Source organism: Tahibacter amnicola (genome assembly GCF_025398735.1).
Lineage (GTDB): Bacteria > Pseudomonadota > Gammaproteobacteria > Xanthomonadales > Rhodanobacteraceae > Tahibacter > Tahibacter amnicola.
This window is the reverse complement of the sequence record NZ_CP104694.1, coordinates 4007738-4031465: the sequence shown is the minus strand read 5'-3', so window position 1 is coordinate 4031465 and position 23728 is coordinate 4007738. Positions and strand designations below refer to the sequence as shown.

Here is a 23728-nt window from a genome sequence, read left to right as displayed (position 1 = left end):
GATCAACGAAACGTACGGAAAACTGACGATAGGCCAGGCCATGGAAGGGCTGGTCGTGCACGTCGTCGACAAGGGGCTGCGGCCCGTGCCGCACGGTGCCGTCGGCGAACTGTGCATTTCGGGCATTGCGCTCGCCAAGGGCTATCTGAACAAACCGGACCAGACCCGCGCCGCCTTTGTCGACCTGCCGCTGGACAATGGTGCTGTGCTGCCGATCTACCGGACGGGCGACCGGGTAAGACTGCTTGCCGATGGCGACCTGATCTTCGAAGGCCGGATCGACGAACAAGTGAAGATCCGCGGCCACCGGGTGGAATGCGCAGAGGTGGAAAAATGCATTGCGGCGCATCCGGCGATCAAGGAAGTCTCGGTCTTCGTGCGGAAAATGGCTGCCGACGATGCCGTCCTGGCCGCCTACATCGCTCCGCATGCGACCGGCGCCAACGCGACATTGGTGGAAGACCTGCGCCGCCAGCTGGATGCACAGTTGCCGTCCTACATGGTCCCGACGGTGATTGTCGCCCTGGAGTCTTTGCCGCTGAATCGCAACGGCAAGATCGACAAGAAGCAGCTCGCGTCCCTTGAGGTGGGACCGACGTCCCGCACGGTGCGCCGGTCGTTGACGGAAACCGAGGCGGCGGTTCGCGATATCTGGACCTCATTTCTCGGCGCCGGCGTGGACGATCCCGATCTGGGATTCTTCGAATCTGGCGGCTATTCACTGCTGATTTCCGATGTGCTTGGTGCGGTCGAAGCGCAATTTGGCGTCCGTCCGACCTATCGGGAATTCTTTGACCACGCCACCGTCGCCGGACTGGCGGCATTCATCGATGCGAAGCGGCAGATGCCCTCGGCGCCGGCTGAGGCGCATCCGCGCTGGACGGGCCAGACGGGGGTGCTGTCGTTCGAACAGCAGCGGATCTGGTTTATCGACCAGATGGAGCAGGGCAGCAGCCACTACAACATGCCGGTGGCGCTGGAACTGAAAGGTGCCATCGCTCCGCATCTCATCGAGACGGCATTGCGTCGCATCGTGGCGCGCCACGAAAGCCTGCGCACCGTCTTTGCCGTCGATGCGGCCGATCATCCCGTTCAAATCGTCAACGCGGATGGCCAGCTGACGCTTTCAGTGCTTCCGCTGGGCGACGAAAACCGTGACGCTGCGGTGCAGCGTCTGAGACGGCTGGAGCAGAACACCGTGTTCGACCTCCGTCGCGATCTGCTGCTGCGCGCCAGCCTGCTGCGGGTGTCGCCGGATGAAGCCGTACTTTTCCTCACCGTGCATCACATCGCTGCCGACGGCTGGTCGGTGGACCGTCTCATCGCGGAATTCGGCGAGCTTTACGCCGGGCTGCTCGAAGGCCAGGAACGCCTGCTGCCACCGCTACCGTTGCAGTACAAGGACTACGCGGCGCAGCAGCGGCGCATGGCCGAGGCGGGTGCCCTCGCGGAAGGCATCACATACTGGCGGCAGTACCTGGACGGTGCGCCACAGTGCCACTCGCTGCCGCTGGACTATCCCCGCGGCGATGTCCCCTCGTTGCGTGGCGCCAGCTGGACGACGCGCCTCTCCGGCGATCTGGCCGGACGGCTCAAGGCGTTGAGTCGAACACACGATACGACTCTGTTCGTCACGTTGCAGACGGCGTTTGCGCTGCTGATCGCGCGCTGGAGCGAAAATCGCGACGTGCTGGTAGGTACGCCCGTCGCCAATCGTCACCGGGCTGACACGGCACCGCTGATCGGCTTCTTCGTCAACACGCTGGTATTGCGCACGGATTGCCGGGACAACCTGCGCTTCGGCGACCTGCTGCGGCGCGGGCGTAATGCGTTCCTTGGTGCCTTCGAACATCAGCACGTTCCCTTTGATGTGCTCGTCGATGCGCTCACGCAGGCGCGCAATCCGGCCCATGCGCCATTGGTCCAGATTCTGTTCTCGTTGCAGGACGATCCGGCGCGCAAACTCAGTCGGCTCAATCTGCCGGCGCTGGCGTTCCGCGTGCTGGACGAAGACGGCGAAAGGCCGGTCAAGTTCGACCTGGAACTGATGGTGTCGGAGAGCGACGACGGATTGGTCTGCCAGTGGCAGTTCGATACGGCGCTGTTCACAGCCGGCACGATTCGCCGGCTGTTCGATTCCTTCGTTTGCCTGCTGGAGGCGGTCGTCGAGGACGTCGATGTCCGCATCCTGGAAATCGACATTGTCGGCAACGCGGAACGCGCGGAATTGCTGGCGCCCCCTCGTCGCTTGCCGGCGGCTGTGACTGCCGGCGGCCTTGTCGGCGAGCGCTTCGAACGGGTGGCACAGCAACGCGGCGATACGCTGGCGGTGGTCCACGGCGCGCAGCAACTGAGCTATGCCCAGCTGGAGTCGCGTTCCAACCGCCTGGCCAACTGGTTGATCACCAGCGGCTATGCGGGCGACCGGCCGGTGGCGATCTACATGAAACGGGGTATCGACCTCGTCGTTGCGATCATGGCAGTGATGAAGTCCGGCTCCCCGTACCTGCCCATCGACCTGGGGTACCCGGCGCAACGGGTGGGCTACATCCTCCAGGATTCGCGTGCCGCGCTGCTGCTGGGCGACCGTGAGTCGGTCGCCCAGCTCGATGGTGGCCCCGGGCAGCTGGCCATCTGCTGCATGGACGACGATGGATTTGCCCGTGAGTTCCAGTGCTGTTCCGACGATCCGGCGGTGTTGCACGGGATCCGGCGGCTGAACGGGAAGGGGCTCGCCTACGTCGTCTATACGTCGGGTTCGACAGGCCAGCCCAAGGGCGTCGTCGTGCGCCAGGAGAGCTTCCTGAACCTGGTGCTGTGGTACCAGCACGACTACGGGTTCGCGTCCGAAGACCGCTGTCTGCTCATCGGTTCGATCGGCTTTGACATGACGCAGAAGAATCTCTTTGCGCCGCTGCTGGCGGGCGGAACGCTGGTGATTCCCGATGAGTACTTCGATCCGGTAGCCATTTCAGCCTTGATTGCCGAACAGCAGGTCACGGTCGTGAATTGCGCACCGAGCGCGGCCTATCAACTGGTGGAGTCGCCCGAGCGGTGGCCGGCGCTGTCGTCGCTGCGTCTTCTCGCCCTGGGGGGCGAGGCCATCCGCCTGAACCAGCTTCGTGCCTGGCTCGGGAGTCCGGCTTGCCGTGCGCGCCTGTTGAACATGTACGGTCCGAGCGAGTGCACCGACATTGCGCTCGCCGCCGACTATGACAAGACAGAAGCGGCCAGCCACGCAGTCACGGTGCCGATCGGCCGTCCCATCTACAACTGTTCGGCATACGTACTCAACGAACAGATGAAGCTGCAGCCGCGCGGCGTGGTGGGCGAGCTGTACATCGGTGGCGTGGGCGTCAGCAACGGCTACATCAACCTCGACGACCTGAATGCGAGGAGTTTCCTCGACGGTGTGCTGGAAGGCGCCGGGCGTCTCTATCGGACCGGCGATCTGGTGAAGATCGACGCGAATGGAATCTTCCACTACATCGCGCGGGCAGACCACCAGGTGAAGATCCGCGGCTACCGTGTAGAGACAGCGGAAATCGACGCAATCATCGCCGAAAACGCCTGTGTCCAGCAGGCGGTGACCGTCGTGCGCGAAGACGCGAACGGCGAGAAGTCGCTGGTGGCTTTCATCGTATTGAAGGCCGGCGAGGCAGCGGCCGCCAACGACGCGGTTTTCCTGCAGCTGCGGCAAACCCTGCTCGGCAGACTCCCGGGATTCATGATTCCGGCAAAGTTCGTGCTGCTCGACGCAATGCCGCTCACTCCGAACGGAAAAATCGACAAGCGCGCACTCCAGGACGCGGCAGCCAGTCATGCAGGGTGGCGCTTCGCGCGCCAGATGCGCGCGCCCAACACCGACACCGAGTCACAGCTGCTTGGCATCTGGCGCGAGCTCCTCGGCCACGACGACATCGGTATCGACGACGACTTCTTCGAGCTGGGTGGCCACTCGCTGCTGGTGACACGGCTGACCAGCAAGGTCGTCAAGACATTCGCACTCGACGCGGCATCGCTGAGCGTCAAAGAGTTCTTCCAGCATCCGACGATTGAAGCGACGGCGCGACTGATCGACGCCAAGTCGCGCTACAGCCGGCTGCTGGCCAAGGAAAAACTACTGCTCGAATCGGGCGCCGGCATCGAAGAGGGAAGCTTTTAATGTCACCGGAAGCAATCATCGAGAAAGCGCTCGGCATGGAAGTCGTCCTTTTCCTGAAGGACGGCGGATTGTCGTATCGGGCACCGACCGGCACGGGCATTCCCGCGGAACTGCGTGAGGCGATCGTCGCCAACAAGGCGGCCATCGTCGAGTACTTGCGCTACCTGGAGATCCAGGGGCGCGCCACGCAGACCTTACCGTCGATCGTGCGTCGCGAACGCGAAAGCGATACGCCGCTTTCCTACGGCCAGCAGCAGCTGATGCTCGTCGATCGCCTCGGCGGTGGCAGCCGGCAGTTCAATATCCAGGGCGTGTTCCGTGCAGAGGGCGTGCTCGACCTGGCTGCGCTGCGCCGCGCCGTCCACCGTATTGCGCAGCGACATGAGGTTCTGCGCACGAATATCGTCGAGCTGGGCGGCGCGTTCTTCCAGTTCGCCAATGCCGAGTTCGAAGTGCCTTGCCGCCACGCGGACCTTTCCGCACTGCCCGCCGGAGAACAGGCGCAGGCGCTGGCCGCATTGATCCGCGAGGATGCCGAAGCCCCCTTCGATCTTGAGCAGGACCTGATGCTGCGCATGCAGGTCGTGCGGCTGTCCGAGCGCGAACACGCGATCACATTTTGCATGCACCACATCGCCTCCGACGGGTGGTCGCTCGGCGTATTCGTCAAGGAACTCAAGCGCTTCTACGCCGAGGCGGTGGCCGGCGAAGAGATTCCGGCGCAGGAACTTTCCATCCAGTATGCGGACTACGCCGGCTGGCAGCGGGAACTGCTGGAGGGGCCGTTCAAGGCCAGCGCGCTCGCGTTCTGGACGAACTACCTGAAAGACATTCCCGAGATCCACGCCTTGCCCTTGGATCATGCGCGGCAGGCGGAGCCGGATGTCGCTGCGGTGCGCATCGAGCAACGCATTGATCGTGCATTGTTGACGCGCATCAAGAGCACCTGCAGCGCGCGCGGCGCGACGCTGTTCATGCTGTTGCAAACCGCGTTTTCGCTGCTCCTGCACCGTTTCAGCCACGAGCAGGACATTGTGGTCGGAACGCCGATGTCGGGCCGTATCGATGCGGCGCTCGAGCCGCTGGTCGGCCTGTTCATCAACACGGTCGTACTGCGGAACCGGTTCGACGCCGGGCGCACCTTTGCCGAACACCTGCAGACCAACCGGGACAACAACCTCTCGGTACACGAATACCAGTACCTGCCTTTTGAGCAACTCGTGGAGGCGCTCAATCCGCCGCGCAGCAGCGCCTACAACCCCCTGTTCCAGATCTGGTTCGTGCTTCAGAACAACGAACAGGTGACGGTGGAATTGCCGGGCTGCGTGATCCGCCCGGATGACAGTGCACAGGTCGATACCGCGAAGTACGAACTGAATGTGTACGCGAGTGAAGCAGACGACGGGCTCTCCATCGCCTGGGTCGCGCGCAAGGCGCTCTTCAAGCCGGAAACCATCACCTATCTGACGCAGCAGTTTGAACGCTTGCTCGGCGCGATCGTGGAGGATCCGGACCGGAAGATTGGGGAGTACCCGCTGTTCGAGAGTGCGGTGCCTGCCGCGGTGCTGGACCGCGCCACATCGGTCGTGGATACCACACCGGTGCTGACCCGCTTCAGGCAGCAGGTCGCAACGCGGCCGGGGGCCGTGGCGATCCGCGCGGAAGGGCGTGAGGTTTCGTACCGCGAGCTGGATGCCCTGAGCGACCGTTTTGCCGCGGTGCTGGCCGGCAGCGATCAGTCGCGAATCGGCCTGTGCCTCAATCACGGCGTCGACGTGGTCGTGGCGATCTGGGCCTGCATCAAGGCCGGCAAGGTGTATGTGCCGCTCAATCCGGAATACCCGCTGGAGCGGCTGCGCTACATCGTCGAAGACGCGGCGATCGGCTGGATCGTCAAGAACAGCCGTACGGACGCTGTCGTGGCTGATCTGCAGGCTGCCACGCTCATCGACATCGGCGCCGCAGGTGTCGAAGCCCTGGCGCCGGTGCCAGCCGCGCCATCGGAGCTGGCGTACGTTCTCTATACCTCCGGTTCCACCGGAAAACCCAAGGGCGTGATGCAGCGCCATAGGCACGTGGCCTACTACGTTGACTGCTACGCCTCCGCGCTGAACATCGGGCCCGACGATCGCCTGCTGCAGGTGGCTTCCTTCAGTCACGACGCTGCGGTGCTCGACATGTTTGCCGCGCTGACGACCGGCGCCTGCCTGCAGCTGATGGACCTGAAAAGGCGTTCACCGCAAGAGGTGCTCTTGGCCATCGACGAGGGCGTCACGGTCTACCACTCCTCTGCCAGCGTCTTCAAATATCTGTTCGCGGAGGCCAAGGGGAGGGCGTTCGCTGCGCTCCGGGCAGCCGTGTTCGGCGGCGAGGCACCGGATGCGGCAACCCTGCGTCTGGCGGAGGTGTCGCTGCCGGGCCATTGCGCCGTCATCAACCTGTACGGCAGCAGTGAAGCCACGCTCGTATCGATGCAGACACGTCGCGTGGATGAAGGTCTTGACGCCTGCCGCTACCTCGCGGGCGTGATGCCCGGTTCGCGCCTGCGCATCGTGGATGCATCCGGTAGCGCGGCGTCCGTCTACCAGCCGGGCGAACTGGTGGTGGAAAGCGCGGCGCTGGCCGAGGGTTACATCAACTTGCCGGCACTGACCGATGAACGCTTCAGCGCGGCCGGGGATGGCCGCCGCGCCTACCGCACCGGCGACCTGGGCTATCTGTTGCCCGACGGATCGATTCGTTTTCTTGGCCGTCGTGACAACCAGTTCAAGCTCAATGGCCAGCGCATTGAACCGGAAGAAGTCGAAGCGGTACTGGTCAATTGCCCACATGTCCGTTCCTGCGTGGTCGTGCCGAAGGTCGACGAAAGCACTGGCGATGCCTTCATCGCCGCGTTCGTGACCACGGACGATAACGCCCCGACGTGGACGGTTCTGGCAGAGGCGATCCGCCAGCGACTGGCATCCGTGCTGCCGCCGTACATGGTGCCCGCCGTCATCGCGCCGGTGGAGGCGTTGCTCTACACCGCAAGCGGAAAGATCGACCGCAACCGGATGCGCCAGTGGGAAGCCAGCCGCTCGGAAAAGGCGGCCACAGTGCTACCGCGTTCGCAGCTGGAGCGGGAGTTGTCCGCGATCTGGACCCAGGTACTCGGCGCGGCGGACATCGGCGTCGAGGACAACTTCTTCGCGCTGGGCGGCAATTCCTTCAAGTCACTGCAGATCATCACCGCGGTTGCGCGCCGGTTCGATGCGGAGTTGTCGCTGCGCGAATTCTTTGACGCGCCGACCATCGCCGGCTGCGCACAGTTGATCCAGACCAAGCGCGGGACCGACGCGGGCCGGCGCGAAGTCGCTGTGATCGAAGCCGATCCGACGCAGCGGCACGAACCGTTCCCGCTGACGGGCATCCAGCAAGCCTATTGGCTGGGGCGCAACAGCGCCTTCGATCTGGGCAATGTGGCGACCCAGGGCTATGTCGAACACGACATCGGCGACTACGACCATTCGCGCATGGTGGGCGCCTTGCGCCGGATCATCGCGCGCCACGACATGTTGCGGGCGGTGATCGGCGACTCCGGTGACCAGCGCATCCTCGAACAGGTGCCGGACTACGCGATAGCGACCTTTGACTTCTCGCGGGAGTCCGGGGAAGCGCTCGCCCGGCATCTGGACGAACTGCGCGAAGAAATGCGCAGCCAGGTGCGTTCCGTGCATCGCTGGCCGATTTTCGATTTCCGGGTGACCTTGCTGCCCGGTGGCGTCGGGCGACTGCACGTGTGTACCGATGCCATCATCATGGACGCCCGCAGCCGCGCCATTCTCGTGCGCGAATTGCTGGAGCTGTACCTGGATCCGGAAACGGCGTTGCCGACGCTGGAGATCTCTTTCCGCGACTACGTGATGGCGGAGTCGCGGCTCAAGCAGACTGCGGCCTGGCGCGAGGCCAGCCAGTACTGGCTCAGTCGCATCGACACACTGCCGGAAGCGCCGGAGCTTCCGCTGGCGCTGGATCCCTCGCAGCTGGACAAGCCCGAATTCGTGCGTCGCAATCACCGGCTGGCGCGTGAGACCTGGGAAAAGCTCAGCGCCTGTGCCAGCCAATTGCAGGTGACGCCAATCAACCTGCTGGTCACCGCGTTCGCCGATGTGCTTGCCTACTGGGGCGCACGCCGCGACTTCACCCTCAATCTCACCCTGTTCAACCGCCTGCCGCTGCACCAGGACGTGGAACGCCTCATCGGCGACTTCACGTCTTCCAGTTTGCTGGAAGTCCACGTGACGCCGCATTCGAGTTTCGTCGAGCGCGCCGTGCAGACGCAGCGCCAGCTGCTCAATGACATCGACCATCGCCTGTTCAGCGGCGTGGACGTGCTGCGCCAGTTGATGGGACGGGGCAAGTCCGCCGGTGCGGCGCTCATGCCGGTGGTGTTCACCGGTCTGGTCGGCTTCCGTCAAGCCGAAGAGCGCGAGAGCCGCGCACAGCAGCTGATGAACAACGGCACCACGGCGATCGGTGCCACGCAGACTTCACAGGTCTACCTGGACTGCCAGGTCTATGACGACGGCGACAGCGTGGCGATCACCTGGAACTGCGTCGACGCGCTGTTTTTCCCCGGCGTGCTCGACGACATGTTCGCCGCCTACGTCGGCTGGCTGGAGCGTCTGGCCGACGATGCACAGGCGCGCCACCAGCGCGTGATTTCGTTGCTGCCGGCCTGGCAACGGGCACTGATCGATGCGAGCAATGCCACGGACGCACCGCGCGAATCCCGACTGCTGCACGAATTGTTTGTCGACAACGTGCCGGCATTTGGCGACTCGCCGGCGGTCATCTCGCCGGACGTCACGCTGACCTACCGCCAGCTTGATCGCGAGAGCACACGACTTGCTGCGCGCCTTTCGGCCCATGGGGTCAGTGCAAACCAGCATGTTGCCGTGCTGATGCGCAAGGGCTGGCAGCAGGTCGTGGCAGTGATCGCGATCCTCAAGGCGGGTGGGGCGTACCTGCCGATTGACGCCAGCCTGCCGCAGCAGCGCATCGATGTCCTGCTGGAGCAGACCCAGACGCGCGTGGTGCTGGTGCAGGAGGGCATGGACGTCAGCGGGCTGGATGCCGCATTGCTCGTCGAGCCTGTCGTACTGCATCCGGAAGAAGCGCTGGCCGGCGATGCGGCAAAGGGTGCCGTGGTGCAAAAGGCATCTGACCTCGCCTACACGATCTTCACCTCCGGATCGACCGGTGTGCCCAAGGGCGTGATGATCGATCACACCGGCGCGGTCAATACCATCGTGGACATCAACCGGCGATTCGCCGTTGGTCCTGCTGACCGCATCTTTGCGATCTCCGAGTTGAACTTTGATCTTTCCGTGTATGACATCTTCGGTGCGCTGGCCGCCGGCGCTGCGCTGGTAATTCCCGGCGCGAACCAGACGCGGGATCCGCAGGTGTGGCGCGAACTGTGCCAGAGGCACTCGGTGACGATCTGGAACAGCGTTCCTGCACTGGCAAAGCTGCTGTTTGACGACATGGCGTCGAACACCACGACGCTGCCGCTGCGCGTGGTGATGATGAGCGGTGACTGGATTCCGCTGGAGCTGCCGGGTCAGATCCGCGCGGCCCTCCCACAGGGCACGATCTACAGCCTTGGCGGCGCGACCGAAGCGTCCATCTGGTCGGTGGGTTACCACGTCGAGGCCATCGACCCCGAATGGCGCAGCGTGCCCTATGGCAAGCCGCTGGATAACCAGTGCATGAAGATTCTCAACGCCGAGCGGCAGCCGTGTCCGGTCTGGGTCCGAGGTGACCTGTACATCGGCGGTATCGGTGTCGCCCTCGGCTACTACGGTGATGCGCGCAAGACCGAAGCCAGTTTCATTGTCGATGAGGAAGCAGGTGGACGGCTCTATCGCACCGGCGACCTGTCGCGCTGGATGGCCGACGGCAATATCGAGTTTCTCGGCCGCGAGGACAGCCAGGTCAAGATCAACGGCTATCGCATCGAGCTGGGCGAAATCGAGAGCCAGCTGGTCAAGCTCGACGGTGTGAAGGAATCGGTCGTCGTGACCGTGGGCGAGAAGAACGAGCGGCGCCTGGTCGCCTATGTGGTACCCGATGCACCGGGCATGGCCGCGGCCGCCGACTGGCAGGATGCGCCGCTGGCCGAACGGCTCGGCGCAGGGCTTCGCCAGTCGCTGCCCGCCTACATGGTGCCGGACATCTATATTGCGCTTTCGGATATTCCGCTTACCGCCAACGGCAAGGTCGATCGCCGCAACCTGCCGACGCGCGATTTCGCCGCGTCCGCGCGGGCTGCCTACGTCGCGCCGGAGACGCCGTTCGAAGAGGAGATCGTTGCCGTCTGGCAGCAGTTGCTGCAGAAGGAAGCCATCGGCGTCACGGACAACTTCTTTGCACTGGGCGGAAACTCGATTCTCGCGGTGCGCGTCATCACGGCGCTGCGCGAGAAGTACCAGCTCAGTGGCGAGAACTTCCAGTTCAACGACTTCTTCTCGGCGGCGACGGTGAGAGGCGTGGCTGCGATCGTGGAACGACTGGTCGCCGACGCCGGAAGCCGCGTGCCGGCAGAGTTGGTCGACAGCGACGAGTACGCCGAATCGGGGTTGGTGTGATGGATGCCGCCCAGATCGTCAGATCCGCCTTCGAAGCGGGTGTTCACCTCTATCTCGACAAAGGCCAGCTCGCGTTCAAGGCCAAGCCGGGCCAGTTTTCCGCGGCCCTGCGCGAACTGGTTCGCGACAATCGGGAGTCGATCGTCACCTACCTGGCCGCCCGGTCGCGGCCGGGTGTCATCGAAGCTTTGCATCGCGATCGCTACCCGCTATCGCATACGCAGCGTCGCCTGCACTTCCTGACGCAGCTGGAGGAGGGCAGCGCGCACTACAACCTGCGCGTCGGGCTGACGCTGGATGGCGCGCTCGATGAAAAGGCCCTGCTGGCCGCACTCAATGCCCTGGTAGAACGGCATGCGATCCTGCGCACGACCTACGGCGTGGAAGACGGCAGCGCCGAGCAGCGCGTGAATCCGGCGACGCCGTTGGCGCTGGAGCACGTGGACCTGACCGGACTGGTCGGTGACGCGCAGGACGAGGCCTTGCAGGCGCTGATGGCGCAGGAGGCGCGGCGGCACTTCGACCTGACGTCCGACGGTGTGATGGCGGTGCGCCTGGTAAAGCTCGGTGCGAACCGCCACGCCGTGCTGCTGACAATCCATCACCTGGCCACGGACGGGACGTCGATGACGATCCTGACGCGGGAGTTCATGGCGCTGTACGACGCGCTGCGCCAGGGGCGTCCGGATCCACTGCCGGCGCTGCCGTTCCAGTACGGTGACTTTGCCGCCTGGCAGCAGGGCGCGCTGGGCGAAGCGGTGCTGGCCGAGCAGCTGGGTTACTGGCGTGAGGCACTGGCCGGGGTGCCGGTGGTGCATCGGCTGCCGCTGGACAAGCCGCGTCCGGCGCAGCCGGACTATGTGGGACACGTGCACCGGCAACGCCTGGAGGGGGAGCTGCTGGCTGGCCTGAATGCCTTGGCGCAGCGTCACGGTTGCACGCTGTTCCTGGTGGTCAAGGCGCTGTTTGCGGTGCTGCTGGGCAAGTACGCAGGCAGCCACGACGTGGTGATCGGTGTGCCGGCTGCCGGACGCAACCAGCCGGGTACCGCGTCGCTGGTGGGCTTCTTCGCCAACACACTGGTGTTCCGCCACGTGCTGGCGGGAGAGACCGATTTCGCGACGCTGCTGGAAGCGCACAAGGCGCAGGCGGCGGCGGTGTTCCGCCACCAGGACGTGCCGTTCGAGTTGCTGGTGGAAACGTTGCAGGTGGAACGTCACCTGAGCCATCACCCGCTGATCCAGGTGTTCCTGGCATTCCAGAACTACGAGCAGGAAAGCCTGGTGCTGGATGGCCTGCGGGTGGAGCCGCTGTCGTCGCGCACGCACAACATCCGCTTCGACCTGGAGCTGACGGTGCAGACGCGGGGCGATGCCCTGGAACTGCAGTGGGGTTATGCGACGGCGCTGTTCGAACGCGCGACGATCGAGCGGCTGGCGAGCAGTTTCCTGGCGTTGGCGCAGGCGGTGATCGCCGACAGTCGTCGCCCGCTGTCGGCGCTGGATGTGCTGCCGGAGGTTGATCGCCGGCAATTGGCGGCGTGGAACGCGACCGGGCGGCACTACGACGACCTGCCGCTGCCGGCGCAGATTGCCGCGCAGGCGCGGCGCACGCCGGCTGCGATCGCGCTGGATGACGGTGAGCGTCGCCTGGATTACCGCACCCTGCTGGCGCGCGCCGATGGCGTGGCCCAGGTGCTGCGTGCCAGGGGCGTGGGCCCGGGCAGCCTGGTCGGCGTGTACCTGCCGCGGACCGTGGACATGGTGGTGGGCCTGTTGGGCATCCACCGCGCCGGTGCGGCCTATGTGCCGCTGGATCCGGGTTATCCGGCGGCGCGCCTGGCCTACATCGTCGAGGACAGCGCGCTGCAGTGGGTGGTGACTGACGGTCAGTTGCGGGCGGGCCTGTCGGCGCTGTCGGCGACGGTGGAAGCGGTGCTGCTGGAGACGGTGGCCGAAGTGCCGGATGCGCCGGATCTTGCCATCGACGACGCGGACCTGGCCTATGTGATCTACACCTCCGGCTCGACCGGGCGTCCGAAGGGCGTGATGGTGGAACACCGCCAGCTGGGCAACTTCCGTGCGGCGATGCAGGAGTGCCTGGGCCTGGAGCGCGGCGTATGGCTGGCGGTGACGGCCTATTCGTTCGATATCTCGATCCTGGAACTGCTGTGTCCGTTGGCGCAGGGCTTCACGGTGGTGATTGGTGACCACCAGCGTCATGCCGAGCCGGGTCATTCGTTCGCGGCGCTGATGACGCGGTATGCGGTGACGCATCTGCAGTGCACGCCATCGCTGCTGCGCATGTACATGGAACTGCCGGCCTTCTGCGAAGCGCTGGCCGGGCTGGACATGCTGATGGTCGGCGGCGAGGCGTGTCCGGCGCCGCTGGTGGAACGGCTGGAGCGGCACACGCGGGCGCGGTTGATCAATCTGTACGGTCCGACGGAAACGGCGATCTGGTCGTCGTGTGCGCAGCTGGGCGGTGGCCGGGCGGTCACGATCGGACGTCCGATTGCGAACACGCAGTTCTACGTTGTCGATGAAGCGCTGCAGCCGGTGCCGGTGGGCGTGCAGGGCGAATTGCTGATCGGCGGTGCCGGCGTGAGCCGCGGGTATCTGGGGCGCGATGCGCTGACGGCGGAACGCTTCGTTTATCTGGCCTCCGGTGAGCGCGTGTACCGGACCGGCGACCTGGTGCGCTGGCTGGGCAGTGGCGAGCTGCTGTACGTGGGCCGTTGCGACGCGCAGGTGAAGATCCGCGGTCACCGCGTGGAGCTGGGCGAGATCGAAGCGCAGCTGTGTACGCTGGCCGGTGTGCGCGAGGCGGCGGTGACGCTGCACGAGCCGGCGAGTGGCGAAGCCTTCCTGGCAGCGTACCTGGTGGCCGACACCGAACCCGCTGACGAGGCGGAATGGCTGCACGAATGCAAGCGCCAGCTGGCACGCGAGCTGACCGGCTTCATGATGCCGTCGGCGTTCCTGGTGCTCGACCGCCTGCCGATGACGCCCAATGGCAAGATCGATCGCAATGCCTTGCCGGCGCCGGAAGTCACGGCCGCGGAAGCCTTCGTCGCGCCACGTACGCCGACCGAAGCGGCGCTGCTGCCGATCTGGCAGCAGGTGCTCGATCGTACCGAGATCAGCGTGCGGCAGAACTTCTTCGCCGTGGGCGGCCATTCCCTGATAGCGACGCGTCTGGTCCTGGCGATCAACGCGGCGTTCGGCTGCCAACTGCGTCTTGCCGACATCTTCCTGCACCAGACGATTGCCGAACAGGCGAGCCTGCTGGATGACGCTGCGTCCGGTGCCGCCGGTTCGCCCTCCGACGCGATCGTTCCGCTCAATCGCGATCGCTACCCGCTATCGCATACGCAGCGCCGTTTGCACTTCCTGACGCAGCTGGAGGAGGGCAGCGCGCACTACAACCTGCGCGTGGCCCTCAAGCTGGACGGCGCGCTCGACCAGCACGCGCTGCTGGCAGCGCTCAACGCCCTGGTGGAACGGCACGCGATTCTGCGCACCACCTACGTGGCCGAAGGCGAAGGCGTGGAGCAGCGCGTCAATCCGCCACGGCCGTTGACGCTGGGCGTCGTCGATCTGAGTTTCCTGGCGGCATCGCCACAGGAAGCCGCGTTGCAGGCATTGATGGCGCAGGAAGCGCGCCGGCACTTCGACCTGGCATCCGAGGGCGTGGTGGCGGCGCGGTTGGCGCTGCTCGGTGCGAACCGCCACGCCGTGCTGCTGACAATCCATCACCTGGCCACGGACGGGACGTCGATGACGATCCTGACGCGGGAATTCATGGCGCTGTACGACGCGCTGCGCCAGGGGCGTCCGGATCCACTGCCGGCGCTGCCGTTCCAGTACGGTGACTTTGCCGCCTGGCAGCAGGGTGCGCTGGGCGAAGCGGTGCTGGCCGAACAGCTGGGTTACTGGCGTGAGGCACTGGCCGGGGTGCCGGTGGTGCATCGGCTGCCGCTGGACAAGCCGCGTCCGGCGCAGCCGGACTATGTGGGACACGTGCACCGGCAACGCCTGGAGGGGGAGCTGCTGGCTGGCCTGAATGCCTTGGCGCAGCGTCACGGTTGCACGCTGTTCCTGGTGGTCAAGGCGCTGTTTGCGGTGCTGCTGGGCAAGTACGCAGGCAGTCACGACGTGGTGATCGGTGTGCCGGCTGCCGGACGCAACCAGCCGGGTACCGCGTCGCTGGTGGGCTTCTTCGCCAACACACTGGTGTTCCGCCACGTGCTGGCGGGAGAGACCGATTTCGCGACGCTGCTGGAAGCGCACAAGGCGCAGGCGGCGGCGGTGTTCCGCCACCAGGACGTGCCGTTCGAGTTGCTGGTGGAAACGTTGCAGGTGGAACGTCACCTGAGCCATCACCCGCTGATCCAGGTGTTCCTGGCATTCCAGAACTACGAGCAGGAAAGCCTGGTGCTGGATGGCCTGCGGGTGGAGCCGCTGTCGTCGCGCACGCACAACATCCGCTTCGACCTGGAGCTGACGGTGCAGACGCGGGGCGATGCCCTGGAACTGCAGTGGGGTTATGCGACGGCGCTGTTCGAACGCGCGACGATCGAGCGGCTGGCGAGCAGTTTCCTGGCGTTGGCGCAGGCGGTGATCGCCGACAGTCGTCGCCCGCTGTCGGCGCTGGATGTGCTGCCGGAGGTTGATCGCCGGCAATTGGCGGCGTGGAACGCGACCGGGCGGCACTACGACGACCTGCCGCTGCCGGCGCAGATTGCCGCGCAGGCGCGGCGCACGCCGGCTGCGATCGCGCTGGATGACGGTGAGCGTCGCCTGGATTACCGCACCCTGCTGGCGCGCGCCGATGGCGTGGCCCAGGTGCTGCGTGCCAGGGGCGTGGGCCCGGGCAGCCTGGTCGGCGTGTACCTGCCGCGGACCGTGGACATGGTGGTGGGCCTGCTGGGCATCCACCGCGCCGGTGCGGCCTATGTGCCGCTGGATCCGGGTTATCCGGCGGCGCGCCTGGCCTACATCGTCGAGGACAGCGCGCTGCAGTGGGTCGTGACTGACGGTCAGTTGCGGGCGGGCCTGTCGGCGCTGTCGGCGACGGTGGAAGCGGTGCTGCTGGAGACGGTGGCCGAAGTGCCGGATGCGCCGGATCTTGCCATCGACGACGCGGACCTGGCCTATGTGATCTACACCTCCGGCTCGACCGGGCGTCCGAAGGGCGTGATGGTGGAACACCGCCAGCTGGGCAACTTCCGTGCGGCGATGCAGGAGTGCCTGGGCCTGGAGCGCGGCGTATGGCTGGCGGTGACGGCCTATTCGTTCGATATCTCGATCCTGGAACTGCTGTGTCCGTTGGCGCAGGGCTTCACGGTGGTGATTGGTGACCACCAGCGTCATGCCGAGCCGGGTCATTCGTTCGCGGCGCTGATGACGCGGTATGCGGTGACGCATCTGCAGTGCACGCCATCGCTGCTGCGCATGTACATGGAACTGCCGGCCTTCTGCGAAGCGCTGGCCGGGCTGGACATGCTGATGGTCGGCGGCGAGGCGTGTCCGGCGCCGCTGGTGGAACGGCTGGAGCGGCACACGCGGGCGCGGTTGATCAATCTGTACGGTCCGACGGAAACGGCGATCTGGTCGTCGTGTGCGCAGCTGGGCGGTGGCCGGGCGGTCACGATCGGACGTCCGATTGCGAACACGCAGTTCTACGTTGTCGATGAAGCGCTGCAGCCGGTGCCGGTGGGCGTGCAGGGCGAATTGCTGATCGGCGGTGCCGGCGTGAGCCGCGGGTATCTGGGGCGCGATGCGCTGACGGCGGAACGCTTCGTTTATCTGGCCTCCGGTGAGCGCGTGTACCGGACCGGCGACCTGGTGCGCTGGCTGGGCAGTGGCGAGCTGCTGTACGTGGGCCGTTGCGACGCGCAGGTGAAGATCCGCGGTCACCGCGTGGAGCTGGGCGAGATCGAAGCGCAGCTGTGTACGCTGGCCGGTGTGCGCGAGGCGGCGGTGACGCTGCACGAGCCGGCGAGTGGCGAAGCCTTCCTGGCAGCGTACCTGGTGGCCGACACCGAACCCGCTGACGAGGCGGAATGGCTGCACGAATGCAAGCGCCAGCTGGCACGCGAGCTGACCGGCTTCATGATGCCGTCGGCGTTCCTGGTGCTCGACCGCCTGCCGATGACGCCCAATGGCAAGATCGATCGCAATGCCTTGCCGGCGCCCGAATCGCAGCATTTCTACCGGCAGACCCATGTTGCGCCGGAAACCCCGCTGGAAGTCCGCCTGGAAGCGCTGTGGCGTTCCCTGCTCGGGCGCGAACAGGTCAGCGCGACCGTTGGCTTCTTCGAGGCGGGCGGGCATTCGCTCCTCGCCACGCGCCTGGTCTCGGGTATTCGCGCCGAATTCGAGGTCGAACTGTCGCTGCGCGAGATCTTTGAACATCGCACCATCCGGGAACAGGCTGCGCTGATCGGGGCGAAGCCGATGTCGGCCGCGCCGCGTATTCGTGCGACCGGGCGCCCGGAAAAGCTGCCGTTGTCGTTTGCGCAACAGCGCATCTGGTTCGTGACGGGCGATGGCCGGTCCGACGCGGGCTACAACATCGTGACTGGCCTTTCGCTGGCGGGCCGGCTGGACCGTGCGGCACTGCTTCACGCGGTCCGTGATCTTTTCGCGCGTCACGAGGTACTCCGCACCACCTATCACGCGGACGCGGATGGCCTGTGGCAACGGATCCATCCCGACGCTGCCGTCGCGCTTCCGGAAATGGACTGGTCGTCACAGGATGTAGCGCAGCAACGTGCAGCCCTTGAACGCCTGATGGCGAGTGAAGGCGCCAGGGCGTTTGACCTGAGCCTTGACCGCATGCTGCGTGCGACGCTGGTCGCGCTATCGGACGAGGAGCACGCGCTGATACTGGTGATGCACCACATCGCCTCGGACGGCTGGTCGATGGACGTGCTGGTGGAGGAGTTCGGTGCATTGTATGCGGCGTACAGCCAGGGCCAGCCGGCGTCGCTGCCGGCCTTGCCGGTGCAGTATGCGGATTACGCGCTGTGGCAGCAGGCCCAGGTGCAGACGCTGGCCGAAGGGCTGGATTACTGGTCGCAGCAACTGGCGGCAGCGCCGGAGCTGACGACGCTGCCGGGCGACCGGCCGCGTCCGGCGCAGATGGTGCCAGCGGGTGCCAATTACCGCAGCGAGTTGCCGGCCGCGCTGGTGGAGCGCATCCGTGTGTTCTGCCAGGCCCGCGACGTGACGCCGTTCATGCTGCTCGAGGCGGTGCTGGCCTTGCTGGTGAGCCGCTACAGCGACCAGCGCGACGTGGTGATCGGCACGCCGGTGGCGGGACGGTTGCAGCGCGAGGTGGAACCGCTGGTGGGTTGCTTTGTGAACAACCTGGCGCTGCGCACGCAACTGACACCGTCGATGCGGTTTGACGAACTGCTGGCGACGACGCGTTCGACCGTGGTGGATGCCTACGGTCATCAGGGCGTACCGTTCGACAAGGTGGTGGAGCGGTTGCAGGTGGAACGCAGCCTGAGCCACAGCCCGCTGTTCCAGATTCTGTTCACCCTGCAGAACACGGCGCAGCGCCGCCTGGCGCTGCCGGAACTGACGGTGACCGCGCTGCCGTACGCGGCGCAGACGACCAAGTACGACCTGGAGCTGACGGCGTGGGAACACGAGGGCGCGCTGCGGCTGAGCTGGCAGTACGCGACGGCGCTGTTCGATGCGGCGACGATCGAGCAGCTGTCGGCCCACTACGCGACGTTGCTGAGTGCGGCGCTGTCGGCGCCGGCATCGCCGGTCTACCAGCTGCCGATGCAGACAGCGCAGGACCAGTCGCGCTGGCAGGCCTGGAACCAGACGTCCAAGGATTACCCGCGCGATCGCTGCGTGCACGAGCTGTTCGACGCGCAGGTGCAGCGCACGCCGCAGGCATTGGCGGTGACCGACGGCGAGCGGAATCTCTGCTACGCGGACCTGGACGCCTGGGCGAGCCGGGCGGCACAGGCACTGCGCGCCCAGGGCGTGGGCCCGGGCAGTGTGGTCGGCCTGCACGTGGGCCGCTCGCTGGAGCAGGTGGTCGGCGTGCTGGCGATCCTGAAGGCCGGTGGTGCCTACCTGCCGCTGGAACCGGAACACCCGGACGCGCGCCTGTCGTACATGTGCCAAGACAGCCGCGTGCGCTGCATCGTGAGCGTGCATGCACTGGCCAGCCGCTGCGCGAGCTGGAGCGAGTCGACGCTGTGCCTGGACGATGCCGCGGCCCTGGCGGCATACCCGGTGCAGGCGCCGGTGGTGGACGGGCTGGATCCGCAGCAACTGGCGTATGTGATCTACACCTCGGGATCGACCGGCCAGCCCAAGGGCGTGCTGGTACCGCACCAGGGCGTGGTGAACTACCTGGATCACGCGCAGGGTTACCTGCAGCCGTATCACCGCGGCGCGGTGATGGGCACGCCGCTGAGCTTCGATGCGACGGTGACGACGCTGTTCACGCCGCTCCTGATGGGCAAGTGCCTGGTGGTGCTGCCGTCGGAGACGGGCGCGCTGTTTGCGGGCCTGGGCCGCTACCTGTTCGAGGACGGGCAGGAATGGCTGTTCAAGCTGACGCCGGCGCACCTGGACGGCCTGTATGCCAGTGATGCGGCGCAGGCCGGACCAATCGCTCTGCGACATTGCCTGGTGATCGGCGGTGAGCAGCTGTCGACGGCGACGGTGGTGAAGTGGCAGCGCGATCGTCTGCCGCAGGCGGAATACGTCAACGAATACGGCCCGACCGAAACGGTGGTGGGGTGTTCGGTGTACACGGTGCGTCGTCCGGAAGATCTGCAGCGCTGCGGTCACGCCGTGGCGATCGGCCGGCCGATCCAGAACACGCAGTTGTACGTGCTCAACGAACTGGACGAAGGGGTACCGCCGGGTGCGGTGGGCGAGCTGTGCATCGGTGGCGACGGCGTGACGCGGGGCTACCAGAATCGCGACTCGCTGACGGCGAGCCGGTTCCGCGAACACCGTCTTGCCGATGGCACGGTGACGCGGCTGTATCACAGCGGCGACATCGTGCGCTGGGCGCAGGACGGTGAACTGGAATACCTGGGCCGGCGCGACGAGCAGGTCAAGCTGCGCGGCTACCGGATCGAGCTGGGCGAGATCGAGGCGCAGCTCAAGCACGATGCACGCGTGAGCGATGCGGCGGCGGTGGTGCAGGGCGTGGGCAGTGATCGCCGTCTCGTGGCGTTCGTGGCGAGCAATGTGTCCGACGCCGAGCGCGGTGCCCTGGTGGAGTCGCTGCAACAGGCGCTGCGCCAGACCCTGGCCGAGTACATGCGCCCGACGGTGATCGAGGTGCTGGCGAGCCTGCCGCTGACGGCCAACGGAAAGGTCGACCGCTCAGCGCTGCCGCACCTGTCGGCGGCGACGGCCGCGCAGTACCGCGCGCCGGAGACCGAAACCGAACGCACGCTGGCGGTGCTGTGGCAGGAGCTGCTGGAACGCTCCGAACCGGTCGGCGCGGAAGACAACTTCTTCCGGCTCGGCGGGCACTCGCTGCTGGCTACGCGCATGGTGGTGCAGATCAACAGCCGGTTCGCCGTCGACCTGAGCGTCAAGGACGCGTTCGAACGGCAGGATCTCGCCGCATTGGCAGAACTGGTCGATATCCGGCGCGCCAGCGCGCCGCCGTCGATCAGCGCCATTCGCGCGCGCGCCGGCCTGACGCCGGCGCCCTTGTCCTTTGCCCAGCAACGGCTGTGGTTCATCGATCGGCTGTCGGGTGGCAGTCGCCAGTACAACATCGCACTGCCGATCGCGATCCATGGCCGCCTGGATGTGCATGCCCTCACCGAGGCGCTGAAAACCATCGTGGAACGCCATGAGGTGCTTCGCACGGTGTATCGCGAGGACGAAACCGGATCAGTCCAGCAGCATGTGCAGGCACTGGATGAGCTGGCACTGAGCGGCTACCTGGACTTGCGCGAACACGATCCCGCCGGGCGACAGGTTCTGCTCGCCGAGCAAGTGCGTGCGGCAGCCGATACCGGTTTTGACCTGAGTCTTGACCGCATGCTGCGTGCGACGCTGGTCGCGCTATCGGACGAGGAGCACGCGCTGATACTGGTGATGCACCACATCGCCTCGGACGGCTGGTCGATGGACGTGCTGGTGGAGGAGTTCGGTGCATTGTATGCGGCGTACAGCCAGGGCCAGCCGGCGTCGCTGCCGGCCTTGCCGGTGCAGTATGCGGATTACGCGCTGTGGCAGCAGGCCCAGGTGCAGACGCTGGCCGAAGGGCTGGATTACTGGTCGCAGCAACTGGCGGCAGCGCCGGAGCTGACGACGCTGCCGGGCGACCGGCCGCGTCCGGCGCAGATGGTGCCAGCGGGTGCCAATTACCGCAGCGAGTTGCCGGCCGCGCTGGTGGAGCGCATCCGTGTGTTCTGCCAGGCCCGCGACGTGACGCCGTTCATGCTGCTCGAGGCGGTGCTGGCCTTGCTGGTGAGCCGCTACAGCGACCAGCGCGACGTGGTGATCGGCACGCCGGTGGCGGGACGGTTGCAGCGCGAGGTGGAACCGCTGGTGGGTTGCTTTGTGAACAACCTGGCGCTGCGCACGCAACTGACACCGTCGATGCGGTTTGACGAACTGCTGGCGACGACGCGTTCGACCGTGGTGGATGCCTACGGTCATCAGGGCGTACCGTTCGACAAGGTGGTGGAACGGTTGCAGGTGGAACGCAGCCTGAGCCACAGCCCGCTGTTCCAGATTCTGTTCACCCTGCAGAACACGGCGCAGCGCCGCCTGGCGCTGCCGGAACTGACGGTGACCGCGCTGCCGTACGCGGCGCAGACGACCAAGTACGACCTGGAGCTGACGGCGTGGGAACACGAGGGCGCGCTGCGGCTGAGCTGGCAGTACGCGACGGCGCTGTTCGATGCGGCGACGATCGAGCAGCTGTCGGCCCACTACGCGACGTTGCTGAGTGCGGCGCTGTCGGCGCCGGCATCGCCGGTCTACCAGCTGCCGATGCAGACAGCGCAGGACCAGTCGCGCTGGCAGGCCTGGAACCAGACGTCCAAGGATTACCCGCGCGATCGCTGCGTGCACGAGCTGTTCGACGCGCAGGTGCAGCGCACGCCGCAGGCATTGGCGGTGACCGACGGCGAGCGGAATCTCTGCTACGCGGACCTGGACGCCTGGGCGAGCCGGGCGGCACAGGCACTGCGCGCCCAGGGCGTGGGCCCGGGCAGTGTGGTCGGCCTGCACGTGGGCCGCTCGCTGGAGCAGGTGGTCGGCGTGCTGGCGATCCTGAAGGCCGGTGGTGCCTACCTGCCGCTGGAACCGGAACACCCGGACGCGCGCCTGTCGTACATGTGCCAAGACAGCCGCGTGCGCTGCATCGTGAGCGTGCATGCACTGGCCAGCCGCTGCGCGAGCTGGAGCGAGTCGACGCTGTGCCTGGACGATGCCGCGGCCCTGGCGGCATACCCGGTGCAGGCGCCGGTGGTGGACGGGCTGGATCCGCAGCAACTGGCGTATGTGATCTACACCTCGGGATCGACCGGCCAGCCCAAGGGCGTGCTGGTACCGCACCAGGGCGTGGTGAACTACCTGGATCACGCGCAGGGTTACCTGCAGCCGTATCACCGCGGCGCGGTGATGGGCACGCCGCTGAGCTTCGATGCGACGGTGACGACGCTGTTCACGCCGCTCCTGATGGGCAAGTGCCTGGTGGTGCTGCCGTCGGAGACGGGCGCGCTGTTTGCGGGCCTGGGCCGCTACCTGTTCGAGGACGGGCAGGAATGGCTGTTCAAGCTGACGCCGGCGCACCTGGACGGCCTGTATGCCAGTGATGCGGCGCAGGCCGGACCAATCGCTCTGCGACATTGCCTGGTGATCGGCGGTGAGCAGCTGTCGACGGCGACGGTGGTGAAGTGGCAGCGCGATCGTCTGCCGCAGGCGGAATACGTCAACGAATACGGCCCGACCGAAACGGTGGTGGGGTGTTCGGTGTACACGGTGCGTCGTCCGGAAGATCTGCAGCGCTGCGGTCACGCCGTGGCGATCGGCCGGCCGATCCAGAACACGCAGTTGTACGTGCTCAACGAACTGGACGAAGGGGTACCGCCGGGTGCGGTGGGCGAGCTGTGCATCGGTGGCGACGGCGTGACGCGGGGCTACCAGAATCGCGACTCGCTGACGGCGAGCCGGTTCCGCGAACACCGTCTTGCCGATGGCACGGTGACGCGGCTGTATCACAGCGGCGACATCGTGCGCTGGGCGCAGGACGGTGAACTGGAATACCTGGGCCGGCGCGACGAGCAGGTCAAGCTGCGCGGCTACCGGATCGAGCTGGGCGAGATCGAGGCGCAGCTCAAGCACGATGCACGCGTGAGCGATGCGGCGGCGGTGGTGCAGGGCGTGGGCAGTGATCGCCGTCTCGTGGCGTTCGTGGCGAGCAATGTGTCCGACGCCGAGCGCGGTGCCCTGGTGGAGTCGCTGCAACAGGCGCTGCGCCAGACCCTGGCCGAGTACATGCGCCCGACGGTGATCGAGGTGCTGGCGAGCCTGCCGCTGACGGCCAACGGAAAGGTCGACCGCTCAGCGCTGCCGCACCTGTCGGCGGCGACGGCCGCGCAGTACCGCGCGCCGGAGACCGAAACCGAACGCACGCTGGCGGTGCTGTGGCAGGAGCTGCTGGAACGCTCCGAACCGGTCGGCGCGGAAGACAACTTCTTCCGGCTCGGCGGGCACTCGCTGCTGGCTACGCGCATGGTTCTTGCGATCAACCAACGCTGCGCGGGCGCGGTGCAGCTCAAGGACATCTTCGAGCTTCAGACCCTGGCCGAGCTGGCCCTGCATATCGACGTCAAGCGCATGTCGACCTCCGCAACGGCATCTGACGGCACCAACGGCAATGCCGTTTACGAAGAATTGGAGTGGTAGTC

The 23728-nt window shown here is 66.1% G+C and carries 3 protein-coding genes (1 of these 3 only partly in view); all 3 read left to right on the top strand.

The genetic code is table 11. The annotated features are described in order from the left end of the window. Tightly spaced (each overlapping or abutting the next), the 3 genes in view from N4264_RS15865 to N4264_RS15855 form a layout consistent with a single transcriptional unit that may run on beyond the window. Positions 1-4165, top strand: partial view of a non-ribosomal peptide synthetase gene (locus N4264_RS15865; protein WP_261693212.1) — the end only. Its footprint begins 5453 nt before the window's first position; the window shows 4165 of its 9618 coding nt (coding positions 5454-9618); its start codon lies beyond the left edge, outside the window; its stop codon occupies positions 4163-4165. After that, on the top strand, positions 4165-10797 hold the full coding sequence (locus N4264_RS15860) for a non-ribosomal peptide synthetase (protein ID WP_261693211.1): 6633 nt from the start codon (positions 4165-4167) through the stop codon (positions 10795-10797). Before N4264_RS15865 ends, N4264_RS15860 begins: the two co-directional genes overlap by 1 nt. After that, complete coding sequence (locus tag N4264_RS15855) at positions 10797-23726, top strand: non-ribosomal peptide synthetase (protein ID WP_261693210.1); 12930 nt, start codon at positions 10797-10799, stop codon at positions 23724-23726. The genes N4264_RS15860 and N4264_RS15855 overlap by 1 nt, the downstream gene beginning before the upstream one ends. Positions 23727-23728 lie beyond the last annotated feature (2 nt).